General features: G+C 31.9%; 22 protein-coding genes, 3 pseudogenes and 1 other annotated feature. Of the genes and pseudogenes, 22 read left to right on the plus strand and 3 right to left on the minus strand.

Going from position 1 to position 24,982, the window contains the following annotated elements:
- Nucleotides 1-287 precede the first annotated feature (287 nt).
- The 12 genes and pseudogenes from AC0OM3_RS22175 (at nt 288) to AC0OM3_RS22230 (ending at nt 13,229) form a co-directional block, all read left to right on the plus strand.
- Entirely contained in the window at nt 288-2,426 is a 2,139-nt protein-coding gene (locus tag AC0OM3_RS22175; protein WP_001170954.1) for a penicillin-binding protein, read from the plus strand.
- 190 nt (nt 2,427-2,616) lie between these two features.
- Nucleotides 2,617-3,213, plus strand: a complete 597-nt coding sequence (locus AC0OM3_RS22180; protein ID WP_474213070.1) for a TetR family transcriptional regulator C-terminal domain-containing protein — start codon at nt 2,617-2,619, stop codon at nt 3,211-3,213.
- A gap of 84 nt (nt 3,214-3,297) precedes the next feature.
- The gene (locus tag AC0OM3_RS22185; RefSeq protein ID WP_474213071.1) at nt 3,298-4,119 is read left to right on the plus strand and encodes an SDR family NAD(P)-dependent oxidoreductase; all 822 of its coding nucleotides are present in this window, start codon (nt 3,298-3,300) and stop codon (nt 4,117-4,119) included.
- A gap of 55 nt (nt 4,120-4,174) precedes the next feature.
- Nucleotides 4,175-4,433, plus strand: a binding site (T-box leader).
- 66 nt (nt 4,434-4,499) lie between these two features.
- Nucleotides 4,500-5,732, plus strand: a complete 1,233-nt coding sequence (locus AC0OM3_RS22190; protein ID WP_474213072.1) for an MFS transporter — start codon at nt 4,500-4,502, stop codon at nt 5,730-5,732.
- Between the two features lie 263 nt (nt 5,733-5,995).
- Complete coding sequence (locus AC0OM3_RS22195; RefSeq protein ID WP_474213073.1) at nt 5,996-7,021, plus strand: serine hydrolase domain-containing protein; 1,026 nt, start codon at nt 5,996-5,998, stop codon at nt 7,019-7,021.
- Nucleotides 7,022-7,034: 13 nt separating this feature from the next.
- A pseudogene (locus AC0OM3_RS22200) lies at nt 7,035-7,103 on the plus strand (GNAT family N-acetyltransferase); the annotation flags it as partial.
- Between the two features lie 143 nt (nt 7,104-7,246).
- Nucleotides 7,247-7,879, plus strand: coding sequence for a VanZ family protein (locus tag AC0OM3_RS22205; RefSeq protein ID WP_000281845.1), 633 nt, complete (start codon nt 7,247-7,249; stop codon nt 7,877-7,879).
- 87 nt (nt 7,880-7,966) lie between these two features.
- The gene (locus tag AC0OM3_RS22210; protein WP_000639421.1) at nt 7,967-8,473 is read left to right on the plus strand and encodes a DUF3189 family protein; all 507 of its coding nucleotides are present in this window, start codon (nt 7,967-7,969) and stop codon (nt 8,471-8,473) included.
- A gap of 199 nt (nt 8,474-8,672) precedes the next feature.
- Entirely contained in the window at nt 8,673-9,479 is an 807-nt protein-coding gene (locus AC0OM3_RS22215; protein WP_474213074.1) for a DegV family protein, read from the plus strand.
- Nucleotides 9,480-9,773: 294 nt separating this feature from the next.
- Complete coding sequence (locus AC0OM3_RS22220; protein WP_000472916.1) at nt 9,774-10,199, plus strand: DUF4879 domain-containing protein; 426 nt, start codon at nt 9,774-9,776, stop codon at nt 10,197-10,199.
- Between the two features lie 388 nt (nt 10,200-10,587).
- The gene (locus AC0OM3_RS22225) at nt 10,588-11,811 is read left to right on the plus strand and encodes a methyltransferase domain-containing protein (protein ID WP_000703275.1); all 1,224 of its coding nucleotides are present in this window, start codon (nt 10,588-10,590) and stop codon (nt 11,809-11,811) included.
- Nucleotides 11,812-11,923: 112 nt separating this feature from the next.
- A pseudogene (locus tag AC0OM3_RS22230) lies at nt 11,924-13,229 on the plus strand (MFS transporter).
- 40 nt (nt 13,230-13,269) lie between these two features.
- On the opposite strand, the gene AC0OM3_RS22235 reads toward AC0OM3_RS22230, so the two are convergent.
- Nucleotides 13,270-13,974: a hypothetical protein gene (locus AC0OM3_RS22235; protein WP_000157646.1), complete on the minus strand. Its 705-nt coding sequence runs from the start codon at nt 13,972-13,974 to the stop codon at nt 13,270-13,272.
- 511 nt (nt 13,975-14,485) lie between these two features.
- Here AC0OM3_RS22235 and AC0OM3_RS22240 point away from each other — a divergent pair.
- The 3 genes from AC0OM3_RS22240 to AC0OM3_RS22250 all read left to right on the plus strand — a co-directional run bounded on the left by AC0OM3_RS22240 (nt 14,486) and on the right by AC0OM3_RS22250 (nt 17,338).
- A complete protein-coding gene (locus AC0OM3_RS22240) occupies nt 14,486-15,286 on the plus strand; it encodes a GNAT family N-acetyltransferase (RefSeq protein ID WP_001107070.1) in 801 nt (266 codons plus the stop codon).
- 45 nt (nt 15,287-15,331) lie between these two features.
- Nucleotides 15,332-16,207 (plus strand): glycerophosphodiester phosphodiesterase, encoded by an 876-nt coding sequence (locus tag AC0OM3_RS22245; RefSeq protein WP_089148788.1) that lies wholly within the window; start codon nt 15,332-15,334, stop codon nt 16,205-16,207.
- Between the two features lie 285 nt (nt 16,208-16,492).
- Nucleotides 16,493-17,338, plus strand: a complete 846-nt coding sequence (locus tag AC0OM3_RS22250) for an SH3 domain-containing protein (protein ID WP_000873745.1) — start codon at nt 16,493-16,495, stop codon at nt 17,336-17,338.
- A 133-nt stretch (nt 17,339-17,471) separates the two neighbouring features.
- Here AC0OM3_RS22250 and AC0OM3_RS22255 read toward each other — a convergent pair whose 3' ends face one another.
- A complete protein-coding gene (locus AC0OM3_RS22255; protein WP_046945048.1) occupies nt 17,472-17,933 on the minus strand; it encodes a DUF2306 domain-containing protein in 462 nt (153 codons plus the stop codon).
- Between the two features lie 176 nt (nt 17,934-18,109).
- Here AC0OM3_RS22255 and AC0OM3_RS22260 point away from each other — a divergent pair, with 176 nt between their 5' ends.
- Nucleotides 18,110-18,640 (plus strand): DUF4269 domain-containing protein, encoded by a 531-nt coding sequence (locus AC0OM3_RS22260; protein WP_000495166.1) that lies wholly within the window; start codon nt 18,110-18,112, stop codon nt 18,638-18,640.
- 44 nt (nt 18,641-18,684) lie between these two features.
- Here AC0OM3_RS22260 and norG read toward each other — a convergent pair whose 3' ends face one another.
- Entirely contained in the window at nt 18,685-20,118 is a 1,434-nt protein-coding gene (gene norG, locus AC0OM3_RS22265; protein WP_046945047.1) for an efflux pump transcription regulator NorG, read from the minus strand.
- Between the two features lie 152 nt (nt 20,119-20,270).
- On the opposite strand from norG, the gene AC0OM3_RS22270 reads away from it, so the two are divergent.
- From AC0OM3_RS22270 to AC0OM3_RS22295, 6 genes and pseudogenes are all read left to right on the plus strand, one after another.
- A complete protein-coding gene (locus AC0OM3_RS22270) occupies nt 20,271-21,185 on the plus strand; it encodes a DMT family transporter (RefSeq protein WP_000551614.1) in 915 nt (304 codons plus the stop codon).
- Nucleotides 21,186-21,323: 138 nt separating this feature from the next.
- Nucleotides 21,324-22,685, plus strand: a complete 1,362-nt coding sequence (locus AC0OM3_RS22275) for a family 8 glycosyl hydrolase (protein WP_474213075.1) — start codon at nt 21,324-21,326, stop codon at nt 22,683-22,685.
- A 107-nt stretch (nt 22,686-22,792) separates the two neighbouring features.
- A pseudogene (locus AC0OM3_RS22280) lies at nt 22,793-23,416 on the plus strand (nucleoside hydrolase); the annotation flags it as partial.
- A 77-nt stretch (nt 23,417-23,493) separates the two neighbouring features.
- Entirely contained in the window at nt 23,494-23,952 is a 459-nt protein-coding gene (locus tag AC0OM3_RS22285) for a GNAT family N-acetyltransferase (RefSeq protein ID WP_089148784.1), read from the plus strand.
- 30 nt (nt 23,953-23,982) lie between these two features.
- Nucleotides 23,983-24,330: a divalent cation tolerance protein CutA gene (gene cutA / locus AC0OM3_RS22290; protein ID WP_001160786.1), complete on the plus strand. Its 348-nt coding sequence runs from the start codon at nt 23,983-23,985 to the stop codon at nt 24,328-24,330.
- A gap of 16 nt (nt 24,331-24,346) precedes the next feature.
- Complete coding sequence (locus AC0OM3_RS22295) at nt 24,347-24,793, plus strand: NUDIX domain-containing protein (RefSeq protein WP_000836825.1); 447 nt, start codon at nt 24,347-24,349, stop codon at nt 24,791-24,793.
- Nucleotides 24,794-24,982 lie beyond the last annotated feature (189 nt).

Genomic DNA, 24,982 nt, shown 5'->3' on the forward strand with positions numbered 1-24,982 from the left:
TTTTCCTATAAAAAGTTCCCCTTTGGACATCCAGAGGGGTACTTTTTATAGGAAATACGAAAAGAGTTTAGAGTGCTCTGTAATCAAGTTGTACTAATTAATATTCTGAAATTTCACGCACCATATTTACAATATATAAAATAATGACGCAAAATAACAACAGTTAGTTTTGCATTGTTTTAAAGGAATTAAAAAGAAAACTTCGAAACATATAGTATCGCAAACAAAAACTACAAATTTTAAAACGGATCTTCGTACGAATCCATTCCAAAAGAGAGGAGATAAGTATGCAAAAACTCCAAACGAATAAAGGCGCTCGATATATGATGATTGCTTTTATTGTTTTGTTTCTTATTATGATTTTGCGTATATTCTATATTCAGGCAGTAGGAGTCGTGCATAATGTGAATGTAAAGGATCTCGCGAATGAACAACATAATAAAAAAGGTGTTTTAGAAGCGAATCGTGGCACTATCTATGATCAAACCGGAAAGGTGTTAGTACAAGATTCTACAACGTATCGAGTTGTTGTGAATTTAAAAGGAAAAGATAAAGTGAAAAATAAAGATGAAACCGCACAACAATTAGCCAATGCGCTTGAAATTGATAAAGAAGAAGTATTAAAAAACTTTCATGAAGGGCGTACGCAAGTTGAAATTGGGAAAATTGGTCGGAACTTATCTAGGGAAAAGAAGGAAAAAATTAATGATTTAAAAATACCAGGTGTATCTTTTATGTCGGAAAAAGCAAGAGTGTATCCGAATGAAGACTTTGCATCCTATATACTTGGTTTTGCTAGACCAGATGATAAAGGGAATACGGAAGGGAAGTTTGGGCTTGAAAAGAGTTTGGATAAATATTTGCGCTCTACAAACGGGAATATAGAATATGTGGGTACACGAAGGGGAATTCCGCTTACAAATGATATAGGTAAAGTAGAACCAGCTAAAAATGGGAATAACGTATATTTAACGCTTGATAAACAAATTAATAGTTTTTTAGAAGAAGCGATGAACAAAGCGCAAGAACATTATGATCCTTCTATGTTAATTGGCATTATTGCTGATCCAAAAACAGGAAAGGTTTTAGCGATGTCTAGTAAACCTAGTTACAATCCTAATGTAGGTGATATCGAATACTTTTTAAATGACCCGATTGCAAATGCATATGAACCAGGTTCAACAATGAAAGTTTTTACGTTAGCAGCTGCCATTAATGAAGGTGTATATAACGGAAAAGAATATTTTCAATCTGGAAAATATTCCGTTGGTTCCTCTGATATAAAAGACCATAATGGTGGATTTGGATGGGGATCAATTACATTTGATGAAGGTTTTGAAAGGTCATCAAACGTAGCTTTTTCTATTTTAGAAGATCAGTTACTGAAACCAAATAAATTTAAGCAATATATGAATAAATTTGGTTTCAATCAAAAAACAGGGATAGATTTACCTGGAGAAAGTAAAAATACTTTATTATTAAATACACAAATTCAACAGGTTACAACTTCTTTCGGTCAAGGTTCTACAGTAACTCCGATTCAATTAATCCAAGCGGCTACTGCTATAGCAAATGACGGGAAAATAATGCAACCATATATCGTTGATAAAGTTGTAAATCCAACAAACAAAGAAGTTATTATGGAAAATCAACCGAAAGAAATTGGGAATCCGATAAAAAAAGAAACAGCGGACAAGGTTAGAAGCTTAATGGAGCGTGTTATAACATCTTCAAAAGGAACTGGTACAATGTATAAAGTGGATGGTTATCCAATTGGAGGTAAGACAGGAACAGCACAAATCCCGAATCCTGAAAACGGCCGATATATGGAAGGGAAAGAGAATTACATTTTCTCCTTTTTAGGAATGGCTCCAATTGATGATCCGGAGTTAATCGTATACTTAGCTATTAAGCAGCCAAAGTTAAAAGGAGATGAGTATGGAGCTCAGCCTCTTGCTGAAATATTTAAACCTGTTATAAAAAACAGCCTTGAATATTTAAAGGTGAAACCGTATACCGAAAAACAAATAGCTGATGCAGCGAAACAATCTCAATTAAAAGTACAAAATTATGTAAATCAATCGATGGGTACAGCAGAGAAAAGTGTAGAAAAAGAGAAGCTACAGCCGGTAATTTTAGGAGAAGGAAAAATAATAAAACAATATCCACAGTCTGGCGAGGTAATGAGTGAAGGTGATCGTATATTTTTATTAGGGAATAACGCACAAATGCCAAATGTAAAAGGTTGGTCCATGCGTGATGTTATGTATTTCTCTAAGCTTTTGAAATTAGATTTGAAAACTTCTGGTACAGGTTATGTAACGAGCCAAAGTATTGAAAAAGGACAAGATTTACAAGAAGGAGATACACTAGAACTAGAATTAGAACCGCCGTTACAACCGTTAACAGAGGCGAATACGAATTAATTCAAACTTGTTGAAGAACCTATATCCAATAGGTTCTTTTTTAAAAATTTATGAGTAATTTCACGCACCGTATTTTTTAAGAAAATAATAAATAAGATTTTTAACAGTTACTAAAACAAAAAAACTTACATATATTGAAATTAGAACGATTGTTCAATTTTTTTATATTAAACGACAGAAGGAGTCTACATTGAATAAAAGACGATACGATAGCGATTTAGCCAAAGAAATAATAGCAGAGAAAGCGATAGAGTTATTTTCCTTAAAAGGGTATACAAGGACCTCAATTGATAACATTGCGAAATCCTCTGGTTATAGTAAAGGACATATATATTATCATTATAAAAATAAAGAAGAATTATTTGTTTATTTAGCTAAAGACAGTATGAGAAACTGGCACGATAAATGGAAAATAGTAGAAAAACAGTATGCAAATGCTACTGGGAAATTATATGGAATGGCTAAATTTGTACTTTATAATTACAAAACGCCGTTATTAAGGGCAGGGCAAGAGCTTGCCTCTGATCCGAGCACGAATCCTTCTACAGTAAGACAGCTTTATGGTTTAGCTGCTATCCCTTTAAAGGCATATCATAAAATTTTGGATGAAGGTATACAAAGTGGCGAATTTTATATAGAAAATGTTGAGGACTCCAGTCTTTTATTAGCTTCATGGCTTGGTGGTTTATGTCAATTCATTCATTCAATTGAAACAGAGAAATTAGAAGCTTTATTTGATAAAAGCATTACAATTTTTTTACTCTCTATTACAAACAAACATGTGTAGCGTTACAAGCGAATTAGAACGATTGTTCAAATTCTTACACTCGTCCGTTTTCATTATATGTATAAACAACAGGAGGTTATTTATATGGATGAGCAAAGAGTCGCAATTATAACTGGCGGCGCTTCTGGTATTGGTAAAGCTTTAGCCATTCAATTAGCAAATAAAGATATATTTGTAATTATCGCTGATATTAATGAAGTCTGTGGCCAGAACCTTGTGAATAATATAAAAAATAATAATCAACTAGCTAGGTTCGAATATTTAGATGTTACTAACGCTGAATCCGTAGAAAAACTTATTATAAAAATAGTTAATGAGTTTGGTAGAATTGATTATATGTTTAATAATGCAGGAATTGCTATGTATGGAGAAGTATACGATATGTCTTTGGGTGATTGGAAACATATTATTGAAATAAATTTATTAGGAGTAATTTACGGAACACAATTGGCTTACCAATTCATGAAAAAACAAGGATTTGGTCATATCATTAATACTGCTTCTGCAACTGGTTTAGGACCAGCTCCCCTTTGTACCGCGTATGCAACAACCAAACATGCTATCGTAGGTTTAACAACTTCATTACATTATGAGGCGGAAGAATACGGTGTAAATGTAAGTGTGCTTTGTCCAACTTTTGTAGATACACCCATATTTGAAAAATCAATTGCAATTAATATGAATAAGAATCAAATTATAAAACAACTAAAAACAAATAAGCCAATTTCAGCTGACAAGTTTGCTGAAATTGCACTGAAAGCTATTCATAAAAATAAATTAGTAATTTGTCCAATGCCATTAAAAAAAACGATGGACGTATTCTTTACTTTATTTCCTTATCTTCATAAAAAGCTAATGCGTTTCGTATGTCGAATTGGTCGTAAAGCAAAAATGACGAAAATGTAAATATCTGATTATTTTTTATTTACAGTTAAAAACAATTGTGATAATATGGGAAAAATCAAATGCAGTGAAGAGAAGAGTAAATAAAATGAATTTTTCACAGAGAGCTCCATTTAGCTGAAAAGGAGTAAAAATTCTTTATTGAACCAAGCCTCTGAGCAGCGCATCGGAACCTATTATTAGGGGATGGTGTGACGGGAGCTCCCGTTATAGAGCTATGGTATAAGCATGAGTTAGAATGCAGTACCTGATAAGGTTAATATGGTGACATATTAACAAACTAGGGTGGCACCGCGATGATAAATCTCGTCCCTAAGATTAAAAGTCTTGGGGGTGGGATTTTTTTATTGTTGTAAAACAATTTGGAAAGCGGGGGCCAAAAAATGAAAAACTTACTTAAAGATTGGAAATATCCTTTATTACTATTGTCCGGAGTTGGTATTGCGAATTTAGGGGCATGGATTTACTTAATAGCACTGAATGTACTTGTCTATCATATGGGCGGCTCAGCCTTAGCTGTTGCTGCTTTATATGTAATAAAACCATTAGCCACTTTATTTACAAACGCTTGGTCTGGGAGTATGATTGATCGTTTAAATAAACGGAAATTAATGATTCACCTCGATATATATCGTGCGTTATTTATCGCTATTTTACCTTTACTTCCGTCACTTTGGATTGTTTATGTATTTGTATTCTTTATAAGTATGGCCAGTGCAATTTATGAGCCAACTGCTATGACGTATATGACGAAATTAATTCCGGTAGAACAAAGACAACGTTTCAACTCATTACGTAGTTTAATAGGATCTGGTGCATTTTTAATTGGTCCGGCGATAGCAGGGATTTTATTAATTGCGAGTACACCAGAGTTTGCTATATATATAAATGCTATAGCATTTCTCTTATCAGGATTCATTACATTACTTTTACCTAATCTTGATAAGAAAAAAGATTCGGATACAACTAGTAATACATTATCCCTTACAGTATTAATAAAAGATTGGAACACTGTTATAAATTTTAGTAGAAAACATGTGTATGTCGTATGTGTGTATTTCTTATTTCAAAGTATGTTCGTATTAGCGACTGCTACTGATTCACTTGAACTATCGTTTGCGAAAGAGGTATTACTACTAACAGATAGTGAATACGGTTTTCTAGTTAGTATAGCTGGTGCAGGATTTATTTTAGGTGCTATAACAAATACAATTTTATCAAAGAAATTAGCACCTTCATTTCTAATTGGAATAGGATCATTATTTATTGCAATTGGTTATTTAATTTATGCTTTTTCAAATGTATTTTTAATAGCTGCTATTGGATTCTTTATTTTATCTTTTTCAATGGCATATGCAAATACAGGATTTTATACATTTTACCAAAATAATATCCCTGTTCATATGATGGGACGGATTGGGAGTATATATGGACTTGTTATTGCGATAGTAACAATCTTTATTACAATATTATCTGGTGTTGCGACTCAGTTCATTTCTATACAACTTGTAATTATTGTAGGTTCATTGATTATGTTATTTATTACTGTCGTCTTGTGTGTGTTTACTTTATTCCCATCACAATCTAAGTTGTATTCTACTGAATCAATAAAGTGAAACTTTAATCAGGGGGGCATCCCCCACTGATTATCAGCCCTCACCAATCGGGCTTTTACGGGCAGCAGGGTCCCCACTTAACTTCTTTGCTTTCGCTGAATTTTGAGATGGGGGTCTTACTGCCCACAAATAGCGGGATAAATTCGAAATGAACTTTGTGTTCTCATTAACAATTTATCGTATTTAATAAAAGGGTTCTTTCCCCTTTATATGGAAAAATCAATAAGGGGAAAGAACAATACCGAAAGATAAGGGTGGTTGTCGTGATAAAAACAAAAGATGAAATTGATAAAATTGTAAAAGAAATACAAAAGAAAATAAATTTCTCAGGGGTAGTTTTAGTGCAAAAAGAAAAAGACTTAGTCTATGAAAAAGCTTTGGGTTACGCAAACCAAAGTGAATGTATAAACAATACGATACAAACAAGATTTGGCATTGCCTCAGGATGTAAAATTTTCACTGCAATTGGCATCTGTCAACTTGTTGAAAAAGGTTTTATTTCTTTTCATACAAAATTAAAAGATTGTCTAGAGATAAAATTTTCAAACTTCGATGAAGATATTACAATACATCAACTACTAACGCATAGCGCTGGTATACCAGATTATTTTGATGAAAGTATTATGGATAACTTCGAAGATCTTTGGAAACAAACACCTATGTATCTATTAAAGAGCTTAAAAGACTTTTTACCATTATTCCAAAAAAGTAATATGATGTTTGCACCTGGAACTAAGTTTCACTACAACAATGCAGGTTTTATCATACTTGGATTAATAATAGAAGAACAGACGGGACTTAAATTTACGGAGTATATAGAAAAGAACATTTTTAATTCGATTGGCATGAATGATTCTGGCTATTTTTCGTTAGATAGATTACCAAGACATACAGCTCTAGGATATATAAAGGACGAAACCAACCAAAATTGGAGAACAAACGCCTACTCTATACCGATAAAAGGAGGAGCTGATGGAGGTGCATATGTTACTGCACCAGACATGCTGAAATTTTGGGCGGCCCTATTTAATAATGAAATTTTAGGAAAGGAATATACAAAATTACTTTTAACTCCCCACATTCAAGTAAATGATAAACAGTCGTACGGATATGGAATATGGATTGAAACACAAGAAAAGAACATTTTTAAATACCATGTTATGGGTTATGACCCAGGCGTGAGTTTTCGCTCGGCTGTATATCCAGACTTAGGCATTACATTGGTTATTGTTTCAAATAAATGTTCAGGGCCTGAAAAATTATTGACAGAAATCGAAAGAGCTTTTTAATTATATGGATATAAAAGAAGAGATACGAAAACAATTTAAACGGGTTTATGACTGTTTCTGTTTTGAAAAGTATTTTAGTTAATGAGTAACCCTTTATTTAGTAAATAAAGGGTTTTTGTAATTCTGCACAATTACATATGATTATATGGATTTTTAAATTAAAAAACATTACTATATAGTTGTAAATTATAACTATTAATTTATATGAAAGGATGTGTTAGTAATTTGTATATGATCAACGGTAGTTTGTTTATTATTTTAGGGGTTATTTGTTATTTAATTGTACGTGGAATATTAATTGTTACCAAAAATAAAAAACATGTGATTTGGTGGAAAGAAATAATAAGTTTTTTATTCGTGGTCTACATTTGCATGGTTGTTGCAGTAACTTTATTCCCTTTACCAATCGGTTTTCCTTCTAATCTTGAAAATTTGAATCGCTCGGTCAATATAATACCATTTGCATCAATTATTAAAGACATCAATCAAATTGGTAGTGCTTATGATGGAGATGCCCTATTTATGATTGGTCTAATTGTAAGAAATGTAGGCGGAAATATTTTATTATTAATGCCTTTAGGATTTTTAGCACCAATCCTATGGGATAAATATAAGAAATTCAAAAATACAATTTTATTAGGATTTTCTATATCAGCTAGTATTGAATTGTTACAATTAATTCAGTCTTTATTTAGTGGAGTGGGACGTATTACTGATATTGATGATGTGATCTGTAATGTTCTAGGTTCTATTTTTGGATATTGTATTTATAAAATACTTTTAAAACTATCTACTAAATTCAATATTCGAAAGTCAGAAAAAAATGATGGTAGTAATCTGGAATTTATTAATAAATGACATTGAAAATAAATTCATCCTGTGTTTAACGACACTGTGAACGGTAATACTAATTAACATTGAACTTTTACAACAAGGGATGATAATATGATATACATTTACACAGATTTTGGTGGAACACATACTACCTCACTAGCTGCAGCGTATCATTTAAATAAACTACCAACGGATCGCAAATTAACGAAAGAAGAAATTTTGAATGTAGATTACTTTAATAAATTGAAAACAGAAGATATGGGAAAAATTATTTTTCATGGGATCGATGAACATGGTCATCCTGTATATACGATTGGATGCGGCGCATCAAAAGTTGTTGTACCTGCGATGAAGCATTTAGGAGAAATCTTGCAAAAACATTATCAAAGTCATGAAAAAATTATTTTTTCTAATACATCACCAACCGTACCTTTACCAATGACTTTCGGTGGGCTGTTTTCTAGAAGGTTCCATATCGACTTTATTGGTGTACCGTTACTCGTATGGGGAGCAAAAATTTGCTGTGATAATATACAAAGGCTTGTTAGTTATACTAAAGAAGCTGGCCGATTAACGAATGATTATGTTGTAATTTTAGATAATGAAACCTTTAAATAGTATATGATAAGAAGAAAATCGAGCAAATTCCTTGATTTTCTTTTTTATTTGTGAAATAGACAAGAAATAGTCACAATTAATATGCATCTACTATAGCCAAAACAATAAAGTCCTGTTACTATTACAGGGATATTCTCTTTTCGTAACATAAATATATAGAAAAATCAGAAAAGAGGAATTGAATTAAGGGAGGAACAACATGAATCGTGTTGCTTGGATTACTGATAGTACAACTGCGAGTTTTAAAACAGAAGGAGATAACTTTGTTATCCCAATTGAAGTTATTATTGATGGTGTGTCGTACAAAGATTGTGAAGAAGGTGTGCGTGAGCGCGTTTATAATGCTTTGAACGAAGGTAAAACTGTCACTACATCACAGCCTAATATAGGGGAAATGGTAGAGTTATTTTCGAAATGCAAAGAAGAATATGAAGAGGGATTTGCAGTTGCTATTAGCGGAAAAGTAAGTGGAACCTATCAAAATATGAAGTTAGCTGCAGAAATGGCAGGTTTTCCGTTGAAGGTATTAGACAGTGAAACAACAAGTTATCCAATGGATGAACTAATTAGAAAAGCGAAATCGTTATACAATGATGGTATGACGTTACAAGATATACACAAAACATTAGTAGATGAAAAAAGAAGACCTTTCCACGTATTCCCGAAAAGTTTAAAAGGCCTTTACGCAAGTGGGCGTGTAAAAGGAGTTCAATTTTTACTTGGAAGTTTATTAAGTGTGAACTTAATATTAGAAGTAAAAGGTGGAGAGCTTTTACTTGAAAAAAAAGTTCGTAAAATCCAAAAATGTCGAGAATATATTAAAAATGAACTTGAAAAAGAATTACCAAAAGTACTTCACATGTTCCATGCTAACGATAAAACTGGAGCTGAAGAATGGATTGCAGATATTAGACAAGCATTTCCTGAAATGGATTTCAAATTATATCCATTACCAATTTCATTTGCGGTTCATGCAGGTGAAGGTACAATTGCAATTAGTTATTAAAGTAAAACCCGTGAATAATTCACGGGTTTTTTCATAGTGTCGGGAAAGACCTTATTATACTATAAGGTCTTTTGTACCTCTTAAAATGGCTTGAATAGCATTTATTTGAGATCATTAGGTAGTTAGAGATTGATGACTATCTTTAACGAAAAAAGTTGAAGTCATATTTTTTAATGTCAATAAATCAGAATCTTCTTTCTTTTATTTCTACAGTTACAATCTATTTACATATAATATTATTAGGATTATATTGACACTGAAAGAGAAAACAATAGATGGAAGGGGATGTTTTTTATGTTTAAAAAAGCAGCACTAGGGATTTCATCGTTAGCAATCACAGCGTTCGTCGGATTAGGAATGGCAACAGAAGCTTCAGCTGGACCAGCAGCACCACTTACTTCACTAAACGTCGTACAAGTAGAGTCTGAGCTAGGCGGGGTAGAAACAATTAATCAGAACAGCTTCAGCACATCGCGTAACCACGGGGGAAAATATTTATATATTACAACGAAAGAAATGGGCTATGGCCAAAACCCATTTGCTAAAATGAATGGTTCTAATGTAAAAAGCATTGATTCCACTATAATTGGGGGAAGACCAATCGTTGGCTGGTATTATAAATGGGATGCTTCTGGACACCAACAAGGAACCTTTGAGTACCAAAAGACATCTATAAATGCACCATTTAATACAATGCGTACGTCAATTTATATCCAATAATTTTGAAAGCGTTCGCACATATAGAATAGTAAAAAAGGTACTTTTAGGAGTACCTTTTTTTGATTTGAATCACGTTCATCTATATTTATAATCCCGATTCCACAGCAAGAATGCTTCCCATAAAACAAAATCCTAAACGTCTATAAAATTGATATGAACGCGTAGTACAAGTCCTCTACAATAAAAGTACGTAACCTTAAATATTTTCAACTCAATGAAAAAGGAGTAGCTAAACTTATATAAGTTTAGCTTAATGGGTATGTGGCGGAACCCTAAAATTAATTACAACTTTTTCATAGTATAAATAATTTTGCATAGGGCGATGAAAGGATTTCTTAAAATAATAAAGAAGTATGTATAAACAAATATATAAATGGTTGTGATTAGGATGAAAATCAGTAAGTTTGCAGAAGTAAATAATGTAAGTATAGATACGATTAGACATTATATGGACCTTGGACTTGTTATTCCTGAGAAAAAAGGAAGTCACTATTTTTTTGACGAGTATTGTCAAAAGGATATAGAACTTATATTAGAGTACAAATGGCTAGGGTTTAGCTTGAATGAAATTAAAGAACTGTTTCTTTATAAAAATTTAGGGAAATCTTTAGACTATGAAAAGGATATTTTTTATCAGTCTTTATTTAAAGTAAAATATGAAAAGATTGAACAAGAAATAAAGACCTTAGAGGAACGAAAAGATAAATTAAAGGAAGCGTTACATAATTTATCTATAGAAACTGAAATTTCGAGTTCAATTTTAGGGGTAGATTTAAAAGTACTCCATTTATTTAAATGTGTTAAGTGTAACGGAAATTTAATTCTTGAAGATGGCTTTATCAATAAAAATCAAATTATTGAGGGAAAGTTAATTTGTAATTGTGGTGAAGAATACGCGATTATTTCAGGGGTTTTAACAGCTGACAACTCATTGAAAGCGTATGAAAAGACATCACTTGAATATTCTATTTCGGATTATATCCATGAAACTGATACTGCTTTTTTGGAAAATGTTCAAAGAGGAGGAGAATGGGCGAAAAAGAAACTAATGCAACTAGATTTAAATGAAAAAATACTACTTGATTTAGGATCTGGTATTGGGTTCTTTTTACGAAATATTTATGAAGAACTACCAGAAGAGTGTTTATATATTGCTGTTGATCGAGATTTGAATAAACTTTTACTTTTAAAAGATTTAATTGAGAGAAGAAATGCGAAAAGAAATATTGTATTTATTTGTGCCGATTTTCTAAACATACCTATTCAGAGTAATTCTGTTGATATTGTAATCGATCAATCAGGTACAAGTAATTATAGTTTTGAACATGAGGAGTTTTTATTGCACGAATTAAATTCCCTTTTTAAACACAATTGTTATTTATTAAGTTCATTTATTTTATTTAATAAATTTAGTATAAATAGCCAAATTGTACCTAGACTCCGAGGGAATTTTACATCTGCAAAAGTAACGAAAGAAATCCAAAATTTACAGTTTCAATCGATTGATGAAAGTACTTCAAATTATTTAAAACGAGGCGGAAAGTACGAGGATTTCTTTGTTCAAGGAGAAGAAATTTATACATATTCATTTTTCGGAAAAAGATGGGGCTAACTCCATCTTTTATTTATTTTTCCTTAAAACTTTTCAAATCGTACATATTGCTATTGGGTTGACCCAAGAACTTACAATGTACGTAATACAAAGTTATGCAGGGGGAAAAGTGATGGGAAGTTTACGATTACATATAGAAAATAAAAATAGAAACCAAGAACTAAGAAATATTTGTTTATATTCAATTGCAAAAACAGTATCACTATTCGGTAGCTCTATTTATAGTTTTGCATTAGGATTGTATGTTTTACAAATAACCGGATCTGCGTTGAATTTTGCGATTACGCTCATATTAGGAACGATTCCAATGATTGTTATGAATCCATTTGCTGGTGTCATTGCTGATAAGGTTGATAAAAAAGAAACTCGTCGTTTGCATGGATGTACTAAGCGGGTGCTTATTAATAACTGTTTATATATTAAGCAACTATTATGGATTAAACTTATTCATTATTTATACTACTACCTTTCTTATGACAGTATTTACAACGTTTTTTGGAATAGGATTAGAGGCCGTAAAACCGAATATGGTTACTAAAGAACGGTTAATGAGTATTAATTCTATAAGTAAAATTATCGATTCTATATCTTTAATTTTAGGGCCTATGTTAGGGGGCATTGTTTTTGCAGTCTTTGATATGAAAACTTTTATAATTATTAACGGTATTTCATTTATCCTTTCGGCTATATCCATATTGTTTATAAACTTTAAATTGTGCGAGCAAAACATACATGAGGAATGTTCAATTAGAGAAATTAATTTTATTGAAGATATAAAGGAGGGATACTCTTACTTAATGGAGCGGAAAAGCTTAAAAAATACTTTTAGTATTTTAATTTCCCTTAATTTCTTTTTAGGCTTTGCTGTAACTGTTCCGTTGCCATACATTATTAACACAGTTCTCAATCTTAGTTCTAAGCAATTTGGTATGATTCAAGGGACATTTCCGATAGGTATGATAGTTGGTGCAATATTAGTAAAAAAGATAATTGATTGTTTTTCTTATTCTTATCTATTGAAAAAAATAAGTTTTATGTTGGCAATTTTTATGATAGTTTCAGGAATACCTGTTTTATTTAAATCTATTGTAGTAAATAATTTGGTATATGTTACTACGTATTGCATGATTATGTTCTTTTTAGGATTTATGATAGCACAAATTGATATTCCTTTAATGTATTTCATGCAAAATGAGATTCCTGAAGAATATAGAGGAAGAGTTCTTAGTATTGGATTAAGCATAGGTAAAATAATGCAGCCAATAGCACTTGCAATATCAGGACTATTATTAAATTACATGCCAGCCTATATGCTTCCCATTGCAGGGGGGATTGTATTTTTTATTTTGAATAAAATTTTAGCAAATAAGTTAAATTTAGAAATTCATTCAAAAGGGTATAGTGTTGAACATAATTAAATAATATCGAAATAGCGCAGGATGATGATCCTGCGCTTATCTATCGTAATTCAGCTGTTTTTCTAATGACAATTTTATCAATTTCATCTTCTTCATCACCGATAAATAACCCGCGTTCTTTTAAATATGCCTCAAAATATAAATCTGCTTCAGCGCGTTCGTCATATGGCTTTACAGAGAGAACGAAACCTAATTTGTTTTGTTCTTCTAAATGAGAAGTGGAGATGTAAGCCGGTACATTATGGCGTAAAAACAGTTCTTTAACCGGAATAATCATATCTTTCATTAATTTCGTTAGCATACCCATTTCAAACTCGAAATTAAAGCGATCTATACTAGATAAATCAGCGAATACTACACCGATAAAACCTGTATTAAATACTTCTTGATATTCTACATCTTTGTCATGGCCGCCGTAAAAATTCTTTTCGATCAAATAATTTACAAAATAAGCAACGCCATCACTTTGTTCAAATGGTTTCGTTGAAAGAACAAAGCCAATTTTCTTTTGTTTATGTAAATACACACATGACATGTATGCTGAAATGTTATGTTCTTTAAACAAAGCGCTTGTTGCTCCAGAGAGACCATCTAATACGTGATGAACAATTTGAAGTTTTTTACGAGCGAAATAATAGGATTTCTTTTGTAACTCCAATGTATCAATAAAGACAGAGCCGATAAAGCCTGTATTTGAAATAATAGGTGCTTGCTTTTTTCTTCCTCTGCGCTTTAATGAAGCCATTGTTAAAATCATCCCTTCATGTACGTTTAAAATAAAAAAGAACGTTTGTTCGTATATTTATATTTTACTATTAAAACGCTATAAAGTAAAGGGTTTTTAATGAAAATATAACAAAAAAGACACCTTATAAAAGGTGTCTTAAACACTGTAGGGAATAGGATTTACCCTAACTATTTATATTATGATACAGAAACAATCTCTTCTGTATCTTCTACATCTAAATGACAGTCCATAGTACGAACATCTTGATCTTCATGACTTCCGAAATAAATAGTAATTTTCATATGTATCGCTCCTTTATTCTAGGAATACCTAAAATAATTACTAGTAATGTTAATATTTATTATATACCACTTTTTTCATTCCGACAACGTTATATCATTTTTAATTATTTTAAACTATAGAGCACAATTTAAAGAGGTACTTTTTATAGAAAAAGGTAAATTTCTAATATGTTATATTTAATATAGAAGAATTCGAGTATTACTTTTTATGAAAAGGAGAACTATTGATGAATTATAAACAACTACTAATAGATAACTTTGCATATAAAACTTCATATGTTGCGCAATTTGTGACCGGAACGAGTATAAAAGAAACGAAAGATTATATTGCTGTTGATTGCGGATTACCTGCCGATACATTTAATATCATCACTCTACTAAACAATAATTTAACGGTAGGGATAGAGAAATTATATAAGGAGGTAGACTACTATAATCAAAAGAAATTTCCAATGAGTGTTTGGTTATGGGATGAGGAGCAAGAGCGGGATATAAAAAGCGAGTTAATTAAAATCGGTTTAAAAGAAGCGGAGCAAAATATCGCGATGGTAGCAGATTTAAAAACAATTTCTCCAACAATAAACATGCCAGTAAGTTTTACAATTCAACAAGCATCATCACCTGGACTAATAAAAAAATTTGGAAAAACGTTAGCTAATCTATTTGGCACATCAGAGGAAGGTATACATGTACAAGCATTCTATAATCAAATTTCTACTCTTGATTTATGGAACAGTGAGAATATGAAACTATTTTTAGGATTTTATGAAGGCGAAGTCGTAACTGTTGGTTCATTGATATGTTCAAAAGATAGTATTGGTATTTATGACATAGCAACGAAAGAAGAAATGAGAGGACGAGGATTCGGATCTATTATGTTCAATTTCCTTCTGCAAGAAGCACAAAAATTTAAAAATACGTATTGTGTATTACAAGCTTCACCCGATGGAATCAATATTTATAAAAAATCGGGATTTCAAGCTATCGGCAAAATGACTGTATTCGAAAATCGACATTTAATTAAGTAAATCATTCAAGTTAAATCGTCTTTATATAGGAGCTTATAAATCGTTATGAAAAAGATATATCTCGTTACAATAATTTGTGCCTTTATAGTAATAAGTATCTTTGTTTTTCAGAAAACAAATGAATATAAGTATAATAAGGCTATTAACCAATCAAATCATATAAAAAATATCGCACATAGAGGCGCTTCTGCGTATGCACCTGAACATACAATAGCAGCATATCAATTAGGACAACAAATGAATGGAGATTATATAGAAATTGATCTCCAAATGACAAAAGATGGACATTTAGTGGCTATGCATGATGAAACATTAAACCGTACAACGAATGGTACTGGGCTGGTGAAAGAGCATACATTAGAAGAAATAAAGCAACTGAATGCTGGCTCTTTTTTCAATGGAAAATATCCGAACTTAGCAAAGAAAGAATTTGAAAATGTTAAAGTCCCAACATTAACAGAAATTCTTGAAACGTTTGGGCATAACGCGAACTATTATATCGAAACAAAATCACCTGATGAATATCCAGGAATGGAAGGAAAATTATTAGAAATTATTAATCACTACGAAATACATGATAAAGTTATTATTCAATCGTTTAGTGAAGAAAGTCTACAAAAGATTCATAGCTTAAATAGTAATATATCCATAGTACAATTATTACCTTATAAAAAAGTAGTTCAATTAACAAAATTAGAGATAGAAAAGTATAAAATGTACTGCATAGGTCTTGGTATGAATTACAAATATATTGATTCAGATTATGTAAAGAAAATAAAGAAAAGCGGATTAGAAGTTCATCCATTTACAGTAGATAATGAAAATGATATGAAAAAGTTGCTTGCATGGGGAGTCGATGGAATGTTTACTAATTATCCAGATCATTTACATTCAATATTGGATTTGAAAAATCATGAATAAGTAGTGTTATTCATAAAGGGAAAATTTACACAACCTGTATACTAGGATTATCAATGCAAGAAGGCAGGTAGCATATAAAAAGAAAATACCAAAAACCGCAACTGGAAGACTTAGGTTGTGGTTTTTTTATTGCTTCCATTTCAGTTTACAAAGTTTGAAGCTAGAAGTGAAAACCTTTTTAGATGAATTGGCTTCTTATGTATTTGTACTTCGTGTCGTTCTAGGTATATGTACAACCCATGAGATGAATTTTGCATAGGATAATAGAAAAGGAGATGTTGCATATTGAAATACCACAATAGAAATGTAAGTAATCTGAATAAATTAGCGGATAATACGAAAGCTGCAGCTTTTAAGTGGTATCAGTACTGCATTAACAATGGTATTGAAGTGTTAATTTATGAAACAATCCGTACGGTCGAGCAACAACGTGAATATGTTCGTAAAGGAGCATCACAAACGATGCGCTCATATCACTTAGTAGGACAGGCATTAGATTTTGTTCCAATTCAGTCGAATGGTACAGAAGATTGGAATGGCTATAATAAAGAACCGTGGGCATCAGCAATTCGTTATGCTAAACAAATTGGCTTTGAATGGGGCGGTGACTGGAAAGGATTCGTGGATAGCCCGCATTTGCAATATAACTACAAAGGATATGGAACGGATACTTTTGGGAAAGGTGCTCAAAACGTAGTGACTTCTCCTCCATCGAATGATAGTGTAGGGGTTGCGTATATTAACGGTAGTAATGTAAATTTACGAAAAGGACCTGGTACTGGATACGGCGTTATTCGTCAATTAGGGAAAGGAGAGTCCTACAAAGTATTTGGAAAATCAAATGGCTGGTTAAATTTAGGTGGCGATCAGTGGATTTATAACGATCCATCATATATTCGTTATACGGGAGGAAATGTACCAACATCTTCACAATCATCAAACGATGGTGTAGGTGTAGTTACTATAATCGCTGATGTATTGCGTGTTCGTACCGGCCCAGGAACAAATTACGGCATTGTGAAAAACGTGTATCAAGGTGAAAAATATCAATCGTTTGGATATAAAGATGGTTGGTATAATGTTGGTGGAAATCAATGGGTTTCTGGTGAATATGTTACGTTTATAAAGTAAATATAAGAGCCGTCCTGTTGGGCGGCATTTTATTTTAAATATTCATAGGGCGAGCACTCATAATATTATTCGTGATACATAGAGTATAATTTTTCATTCTAATAATCAGAAAGTAATCAAAATGTAATTAATTTCAACTACGCTTTTTATATTTTTTTGATACACTGGCTACGAGGGGAATACCAATTAAGGTGGGTAAAAACCAAAACCATATTGGCGGAAGTAAATTTATAATAGGAATATGGATGCCGACATTTACTAAAAGTGCGGTGACTGCACCTATATAAGAACCTAACATACCTCTGATGTGGTGATGGAGCCAATTTTTCCAACGTTTTTTTCGTGCAAGGTATCCATAAATCGCAAATGAATAAGAGAAGATTGCTACATAAAATAAATATGCGACTTTATCCCAGTTGATAATGGATAATATTATTGCCGTAAGGGTAATGACAACATAGGATGCATGATATATTTCGCCCCATTCGGTATGTTTTCCTTTCTTCTTTTGGGTAACCATCGCTACAATACCAGTGATTAAGCATATTGTTCCAAATAGGATGTGTATGGTTAAAAGAATGTTAAAAATGCTCATAATAATTCCTCCTTTTTTATTTTTATAGTATTGCAGTATAGGAGAAAAGTTGAAAAATATAGTTAGTTCGGCTTAATATATTGAAATAAAGGTACTCCTAGAACAAAATCCAATGATTGAAATGTTTTCTTAAATTTAGTGAGATGATTATTACGTTAAGTGAAGGAGAGACTTCTATGTTTACATCTATTACATATTTACAATCGGGCAATGACAAGCAACAAAAAATATATGATGTTTTGAATAACCTAAACATCATGGAGGATTTAGCTTTATATAACCCCGTTCTTTGTGGGACAATCCCGATAAGAATTGATACTCCTCAATCTGACTTAGATATTGTAATGGAAGTATATAACTTTGATGTTTTTGAGCAGGAAATGAGATCTTTATATGGTTCTTATGGAGGGTTCAACATTAAAAAGAAAAAAATTAAAGGTACTGAATCGATAAAGGTGAATTTTGAATTCGAAGGTTTTGAATTTGAATTATTTGCTCAACCTAAGCCAGTGCGTAATCAAAATGCATATAGACATATGATAGTGGAGCACATGTTATTAATGCAGCATCCCCATATAAGGGAAGAAGTTATTCGCTTAAAGGAACAAGGTTTAAAAACAGAACCTGCATTTGCTCAAGTATTAAATATTGACGGAGATCCTTATGAAAAACTTATTTTATTAGGGCAGGAAATGAAATTGTGGTAAATAAGATACGTAAAAAAATCCTCCAAAAACAAAAGAGGATTTTTTTATGCCGTTAACTTTCGAATTAATTCACTGAGCAATTTAACCCCGTAAGTCATTTGTTCTGGAGAAGCATATCCATATGATAAACGAATGTACTGATCTGATTCTTCTTCATAAATACGTCCCGGGTTTAAAAGAATTCCTTTTGATAGTGCCTCTGAAAATAGTTTTTTCATCGGAATGTTATGCACAACCTTTAGCCATATAAAAAATCCACCACTAGGAATATCCCACGATGCAACATCTGCACAATACTTATTTAAAGCTCGTATCATTATTTGTCTTCGTTCTTTCAGGTGAATTCTTACGTTTGCTACATGGTCTTCATAAAAACCTTTATTTATCCATTCAGCAGCTACTCTTTGAGATAAAGAGCTGGATCCATAGTCTGTTTGCATTTTTATATCTGACAATCTATCAATAACAGGTTCTGGTCCGATTATCCATCCAATTCTAAGTCCTGGGGTAAGTGTTTTAGAGAGACTACCAATATATAATACATGTCCATGTTTATCCATTGACTTTAAAGGAGCTGGTGGTGATTTATCAAGCCATAACTCTCGGTAAATATCATCCTCGATGATAGGCAATTGCTCTTTTTCACATATTTTTAATATTTCTTTTCTTCGCTCTTTGGACATCAATATCCCCGTTGGATTTTGAAAACAAGGGATTGAATATAAAATATTATTTTTTTGACTATACTTAATTCGTTTTAATAAGTCGTTAGGTAAAATACCTTGATTATCCATTGATATACCGGATAAATTTATATTTGCTGATTGAAAAACATGAAGTGAATATAAGTAAGAAGGTTGTTCAAGTAAAACAGTTGATTTTCTATGTAAAAGACCAATTGATATTAATTGTAATGCTTGGAGTGCACCAGAGACTATTAATATAGAACCCGGTGATGCATGTATTCCAAATGATTTTACGTATTTGCTTATTGCTTCACGTAACGGATAAAAACCTTTTTGTTCTTCGTATCCGAAATAATCTAATTCCTCACTGACGTTTTTTATTATAGACTGCATAGTTTCAAGCGGGAAAAGATGAGGTGCAAGTTCACCTTTACTAAGATGAATAAGCGTTTTATTTGCTTCCACTTCATTTATTTCTCGCACCATTAACTTACTTGGTTTATGAATACCGGCCTTTACATATTCACTCCAATCGGGCGGGGGATTAGTTGCTAATAATGACCATGTATTATTTGTTACAATTGTTCCTGCTCCGATTTGTCCTTGAATTAAACCATCTGCCATAAGTTCATCTAGCGCAGTTATTACAGTACTTCGATTTACATGAAATAATTTTGCTAACTGCCGCTGACTAGGGATTTTACTTCCAATTGGCCATTCTCGGTTTTCAATTTTTTCTTTTATATAGTCTATTATCTGCCAATATTTAGGCACTTTTTTATCGGTTGTCATATAAAAAACTCCCTCGTTTATTTAAAAGATTCAAAGTGGTTGGTTTTTCCGATAAATAACTGGTTGAAGACATTGTATCAACTATTAAATATGATGAAAAGAAATAATTGGTAATTTAAAAATGGTTGGTTTTTTAGGGAAGGAGAGAAAACATGCATAATAAAAAATGGGATTTACGCATTATATGTGCTCACGCTTTTACAATTCTTATATGGGGAACTGCTTTTCCAGCAATTCGTATGGGGCTTGAATCTTATACGCCTGAACACCTTACTTTACTACGTTTATTAATCGCCTCATTTATACTTTTGTTATTTTCATTTATATACAAACTACGACTACCGGATTTAAAGGATATCCCAGCATTTTTTATATTTGGTGCTTTAGGGTTTACTATTTATCACATCGCATTAAACTACGGCGAAAAAACAGTAAATGCTGGATCTGCAAGTTTAATTATTTCAGTCACTCCAATAGTGACGGCAATTCTTGCTTCTGTTTTTTTGAATGAAAAAATGAAATTAAATGGCTGGATCGGTGGTGTAATGAGTTTTGCAGGAATTGTCTTAATTTCACTTAGCCAAGGCGACGCTATTCAATTAAATAGCGGGGGATTATTTATATTATTAGCGGCGATTTCAGAAAGTCTATTTTTCGTTTTCCAAACATCTTACTTAAAAAAATATGGCTTCTTACCATTTACCATATATACAATTTTGTCTAGTACTGTATGTATGCTTATTTTCTTACCCGGAGTTTATCAAGAAATACTAGCAGCCCCTCTTGAAGTTAACTTGAGCGTTATATATTTAGGTGTCTTTCCAACAGTACTCCCGTATATTACATTGGCCTATATTATATCTCGTACTGGTGCTTCTGAAGCAACAAGTTCTCTATATTTAACGCCAATAACTGCGTGTTTCATTGCTTGGATATGGTTAGGAGAAGTGCCAACTTTAGTTTCAATAATTGGCGGAGGAATTACTATACTTGGAATTGTGATTGCTCATATACCAGTATTAAGAAAAGAAAAACATAGGAATTTAGCAAATAATCAATCCGTATAATGTAATTCAATAATGATTTTATAATACTTTTTTATATAGTTTCTTTCTTATGTTGATAAATATAATATTTTGTATTTCAGTTAAATATTGTATGTTACATTTTATGTAGTAAGCATTTTAAAAGGAGATGACAACATAATGAATGGAAAAAGAAAAATTTTCACATGTATTTCTATTATAGGAATCGGACTAGCTAGTTTTTCTAATTCTAGTTTCGCAGCAAATGTAACGGACAATTCAGTACAAAATTTTATTCCCATAGTTAATCAACAAGTAGCTGCTGCAAAGGAAATGAAACCATTTCCCCAGCAAGTTAATTATGCAGGCGTTATAAAACCGAATCATATTACACAAGAAAGCTTAAATGCTTCTGTAAGAAGCTACTACGATAATTGGAAAAAGAAATATTTGAAAAATGATTTATCTTCTTTACCTGGTGGTTATTATGTAAAAGGAGAGATTACAGGTGATGCGGATGGATTTAAGCCACTTGGAACTTCAGAAGGTCAAGGGTATGGGATGATAATTACAGTATTAATGGCTGGTTATGATTCGAATGCTCAAAAAATCTATGACGGTTTATTTAAAACAGCAATAACTTTTAAAAGTTCTCAAAATCCTAATTTAATGGGATGGGTTGTCGCAGATAGTAAAAAAGCACAAGGTCATTTTGATTCTGCTACTGATGGGGATTTAGATATTGCGTATTCTCTTCTTCTTGCTCATAAGCAGTGGGGATCTAATGGAACAGTTAATTATTTGAAAGAAGCACAAGACATGATTACAAAAGGTATTAAAGCTAGTAATGTTACAAATAATAACCGACTAAATTTAGGAGATTGGGATTCTAAAAGTTCACTTGATACGAGACCATCTGATTGGATGATGTCACACCTTAGAGCATTTTATGAATTTACAGGTGATAAAACTTGGCTTACTGTTATTAATAATTTGTACGATGTTTATACGCAATTTAGTAATAAGTACTCTCCAAATACAGGACTTATTTCAGATTTCGTTGTAAAAAACCCACCACAACCCGCACCTAAAGACTTCTTAGATGAGTCAGAATATACAAATGCATATTATTACAATGCTAGTCGGGTACCATTGAGAATTGTAATGGACTATGCTATGTACGGCGAGAAAAGAAGTAAAGTCATTTCTGATAAAGTTTCTTCGTGGATTCAAAATAAAACGAATGGAAATCCTTCTAAAATTGTGGATGGTTATCAATTAAATGGATCTAATATTGGTAGTTATTCAACTGCGGTATTTGTTTCACCGTTTATTGCTGCAAGTATAACGAGTAGCAATAATCAAAAGTGGGTAAATAGTGGATGGGATTGGATGAAGAATAAGAGAGAAAGCTATTTTAGTGATAGTTACAATCTATTAACTATGCTTTTTATTACGGGAAATTGGTGGAAGCCTGTACCCGATGATAAAAAAACACAAAATCTAATAAATGATGAAATCTATGAAGGATACGATAAATAATCAAATTTGAGAATATTTACCTAAGAAAAGGAATTAGCATACGCTAGTTCCTTTTTATATCTTGTAAAACATTATCCATTTTAAACTTTGCATATGTATACTTGCTTTTATACAATTTTGGCAGTATTGCTGCGATTCTTATAAAGTACGGAAAAGATCTAACGATTGTTGATGTAGGAAGATTTATCTCGTTAGCAATTCCTTTTAATTTATGGAATGATTTAATGCTAAATGTAAAAGCAATATATTTCATGGGTGGTGTTTTTTTAGAAGTAGGAAACGTTACGCCGTTAGCAGAGGCAAATGTGTATGGAGATCCTATAGCAAGTAAAATTGTTTTCCATCAAGCAAAGAATTTATTAATATTCCCTTTAAATGTAACAAACAAAGCTGTGTTAACACCAAATGTATTTAGCTATATTCAAGCTAATACAAAGAATCCATTTCATATGATAATGAAACCAATGTATGATTACTATTTATCTGCATACCAAAAACTTAATCCATCTATCGAAGGACCTTTGCTACATGATGTGGTTGCAATAAGTGGATTAGTAAATCCAAGTTTTTTTGAATTTGTGCATCGTACAGTAAATGTAGATACATACGGAGATACGAAAGGACAAACATTTGCTGATTTCCGCCCTAGCTCTATATCTGAAGGGGCCCATATAGCATTAGAAATAGATGAACAAAAATTCATTCAAGATTTTATAAAAATCATGTTATAAGTTGTTGTCGAAAAAGGGAATTATTTCAATGCGTTGAATATAAAAATACATCCCTCTAGATAAAGGAGCTTACAATATTGAATGTCCAGTTAAAGGTTGTTACGAGAGAAAATTGGGAAGAAGCATTAAAGCTACAAGTTAAAGAAAATCAGTTGAAATTTGTTCCATCCGTAGCAGTTTCGCTTGCTAAAGTATATATAAAACCAGATGGTGACAATGTAGAGTACATACCATTCGCTATATACGATGGTGACCTTATGGTTGGTTTTGTAATACATGCAGTTGTAAGAGAGACATCGGATATGTATTGGATTAACGGATTTATTATTGATCAATCGCAGCAAGGTAATGGTTATGGAAAAGCAGCCTTACAAGAAAGTATTAATATAATAAAAAATACGTTTAAGGCGTGTAAAGAAATTAGATTAACCGTACATAAAGATAATATCTCTGCAAAGAAACTATATGAACGATACAGTTTCAAATCATTAGAACAGGAGTATGATGGCGAGCAAGTATATCGTTTATTCGTTTAACTATTAGGAAGTAAAGGCGTGAAATGAAATATGCAATTTACTGAAGTGAAAATTGAAGTGTTCATTCCTGAAGAATATATTGAAACATTAAGGGATGAATTAAATAAAATTGGAGCATGTAAAACGGGCGAATATGACCATTGTTTTTCCTATAGTTCAGTGAAAGGATATTGGAGACCTTTAGACGAGGCATCTCCTTTTAATGGAGAAATTGGTCGAATATGCGAAGGGCAAGAATGTAAAGTTGAAATAAAGTGTAAACGAGAACTTGTAAAAGATGCTCTTGAAGTTATTAATGATATTCATCCGTATGAAACACCTATGATTTATATTATACCAATACTAAATGACTATTTTGAGCAACTATACATTGAATAATTAGGAGGAATATCAATTGAAAAGTAAATTTCATCATATTGTACGAGCAGTCATGATAAAAGATGAAAAATTATTAGTTGCTGAATATATTGGCCATCATTATTTTTTACCTGGTGGCCATGTTGAGATTGGAGAATCAGCAGAGAATGCATTAATAAGAGAGTTAAGAGAAGAACTTGGAGTAAACTGTAGTATACAACAATTTTTAGGAGTCATAGAAAATCAATGGCAAGATAAAGAAGTGCTTCATCATGAAATTAACCACATTTTTGAAGTAGAGTCACAAGATTTACATACGGACTTACCACCGAAATCTAGCGAGTCTCATTTAGCATTTCACTGGATAGATTATAATAAAGAATCCTTAAATGATTATGAAATCATGCCAATGCCTTTAGTGAAGGAATTACTTGAAAGAAAGTTAAGTGATGAACTACTAAATTGTTGGATTAGTAATTTTTAAATCACTTTATTTATAGTAAATACGTCCATCGAATGAATATAAAGAAAATAGGCTCAAAAACAAGGTACATCACCTAGTGTAAGTTCATATTTTGTTGATGTACGTATTTAGTCTATAGCCTTGTTTCAATCTTGTTTACAAAAATATATAAACTTTAACGTTTGGGCGGAATTTAAATTTATAAATGGA

The sequence above is a fragment of the Bacillus sp. FAU20 genome (assembly GCF_056033865.1).

Excerpts from the sequence above, each read along its gene's own strand:
- AC0OM3_RS22175 (WP_001170954.1), top strand. The coding sequence starts at position 288 with ATGCAAAAACTCCAAACGAATAAAGGCGCTCGATATATGATGATTGCT.
- AC0OM3_RS22185 (WP_474213071.1), top strand. The coding sequence starts at position 3,298 with ATGGATGAGCAAAGAGTCGCAATTATAACTGGCGGCGCTTCTGGTATT.
- AC0OM3_RS22190 (WP_474213072.1), top strand. The coding sequence starts at position 4,500 with ATGAAAAACTTACTTAAAGATTGGAAATATCCTTTATTACTATTGTCC.
- AC0OM3_RS22210 (WP_000639421.1), top strand. The coding sequence starts at position 7,967 with ATGATATACATTTACACAGATTTTGGTGGAACACATACTACCTCACTA.
- AC0OM3_RS22215 (WP_474213074.1), top strand. The coding sequence starts at position 8,673 with ATGAATCGTGTTGCTTGGATTACTGATAGTACAACTGCGAGTTTTAAA.
- AC0OM3_RS22220 (WP_000472916.1), top strand. The coding sequence starts at position 9,774 with ATGTTTAAAAAAGCAGCACTAGGGATTTCATCGTTAGCAATCACAGCG.
- AC0OM3_RS22225 (WP_000703275.1), top strand. The coding sequence starts at position 10,588 with ATGAAAATCAGTAAGTTTGCAGAAGTAAATAATGTAAGTATAGATACG.
- AC0OM3_RS22235 (WP_000157646.1), bottom strand. The coding sequence starts at position 13,974 with ATGGCTTCATTAAAGCGCAGAGGAAGAAAAAAGCAAGCACCTATTATT.
- AC0OM3_RS22240 (WP_001107070.1), top strand. The coding sequence starts at position 14,486 with ATGAATTATAAACAACTACTAATAGATAACTTTGCATATAAAACTTCA.
- AC0OM3_RS22245 (WP_089148788.1), top strand. The coding sequence starts at position 15,332 with ATGAAAAAGATATATCTCGTTACAATAATTTGTGCCTTTATAGTAATA.
- AC0OM3_RS22255 (WP_046945048.1), bottom strand. The coding sequence starts at position 17,933 with ATGAGCATTTTTAACATTCTTTTAACCATACACATCCTATTTGGAACA.
- AC0OM3_RS22260 (WP_000495166.1), top strand. The coding sequence starts at position 18,110 with ATGTTTACATCTATTACATATTTACAATCGGGCAATGACAAGCAACAA.
- norG (WP_046945047.1), bottom strand. The coding sequence starts at position 20,118 with ATGACAACCGATAAAAAAGTGCCTAAATATTGGCAGATAATAGACTAT.
- AC0OM3_RS22270 (WP_000551614.1), top strand. The coding sequence starts at position 20,271 with ATGCATAATAAAAAATGGGATTTACGCATTATATGTGCTCACGCTTTT.
- AC0OM3_RS22275 (WP_474213075.1), top strand. The coding sequence starts at position 21,324 with ATGAATGGAAAAAGAAAAATTTTCACATGTATTTCTATTATAGGAATC.
- cutA (WP_001160786.1), top strand. The coding sequence starts at position 23,983 with ATGCAATTTACTGAAGTGAAAATTGAAGTGTTCATTCCTGAAGAATAT.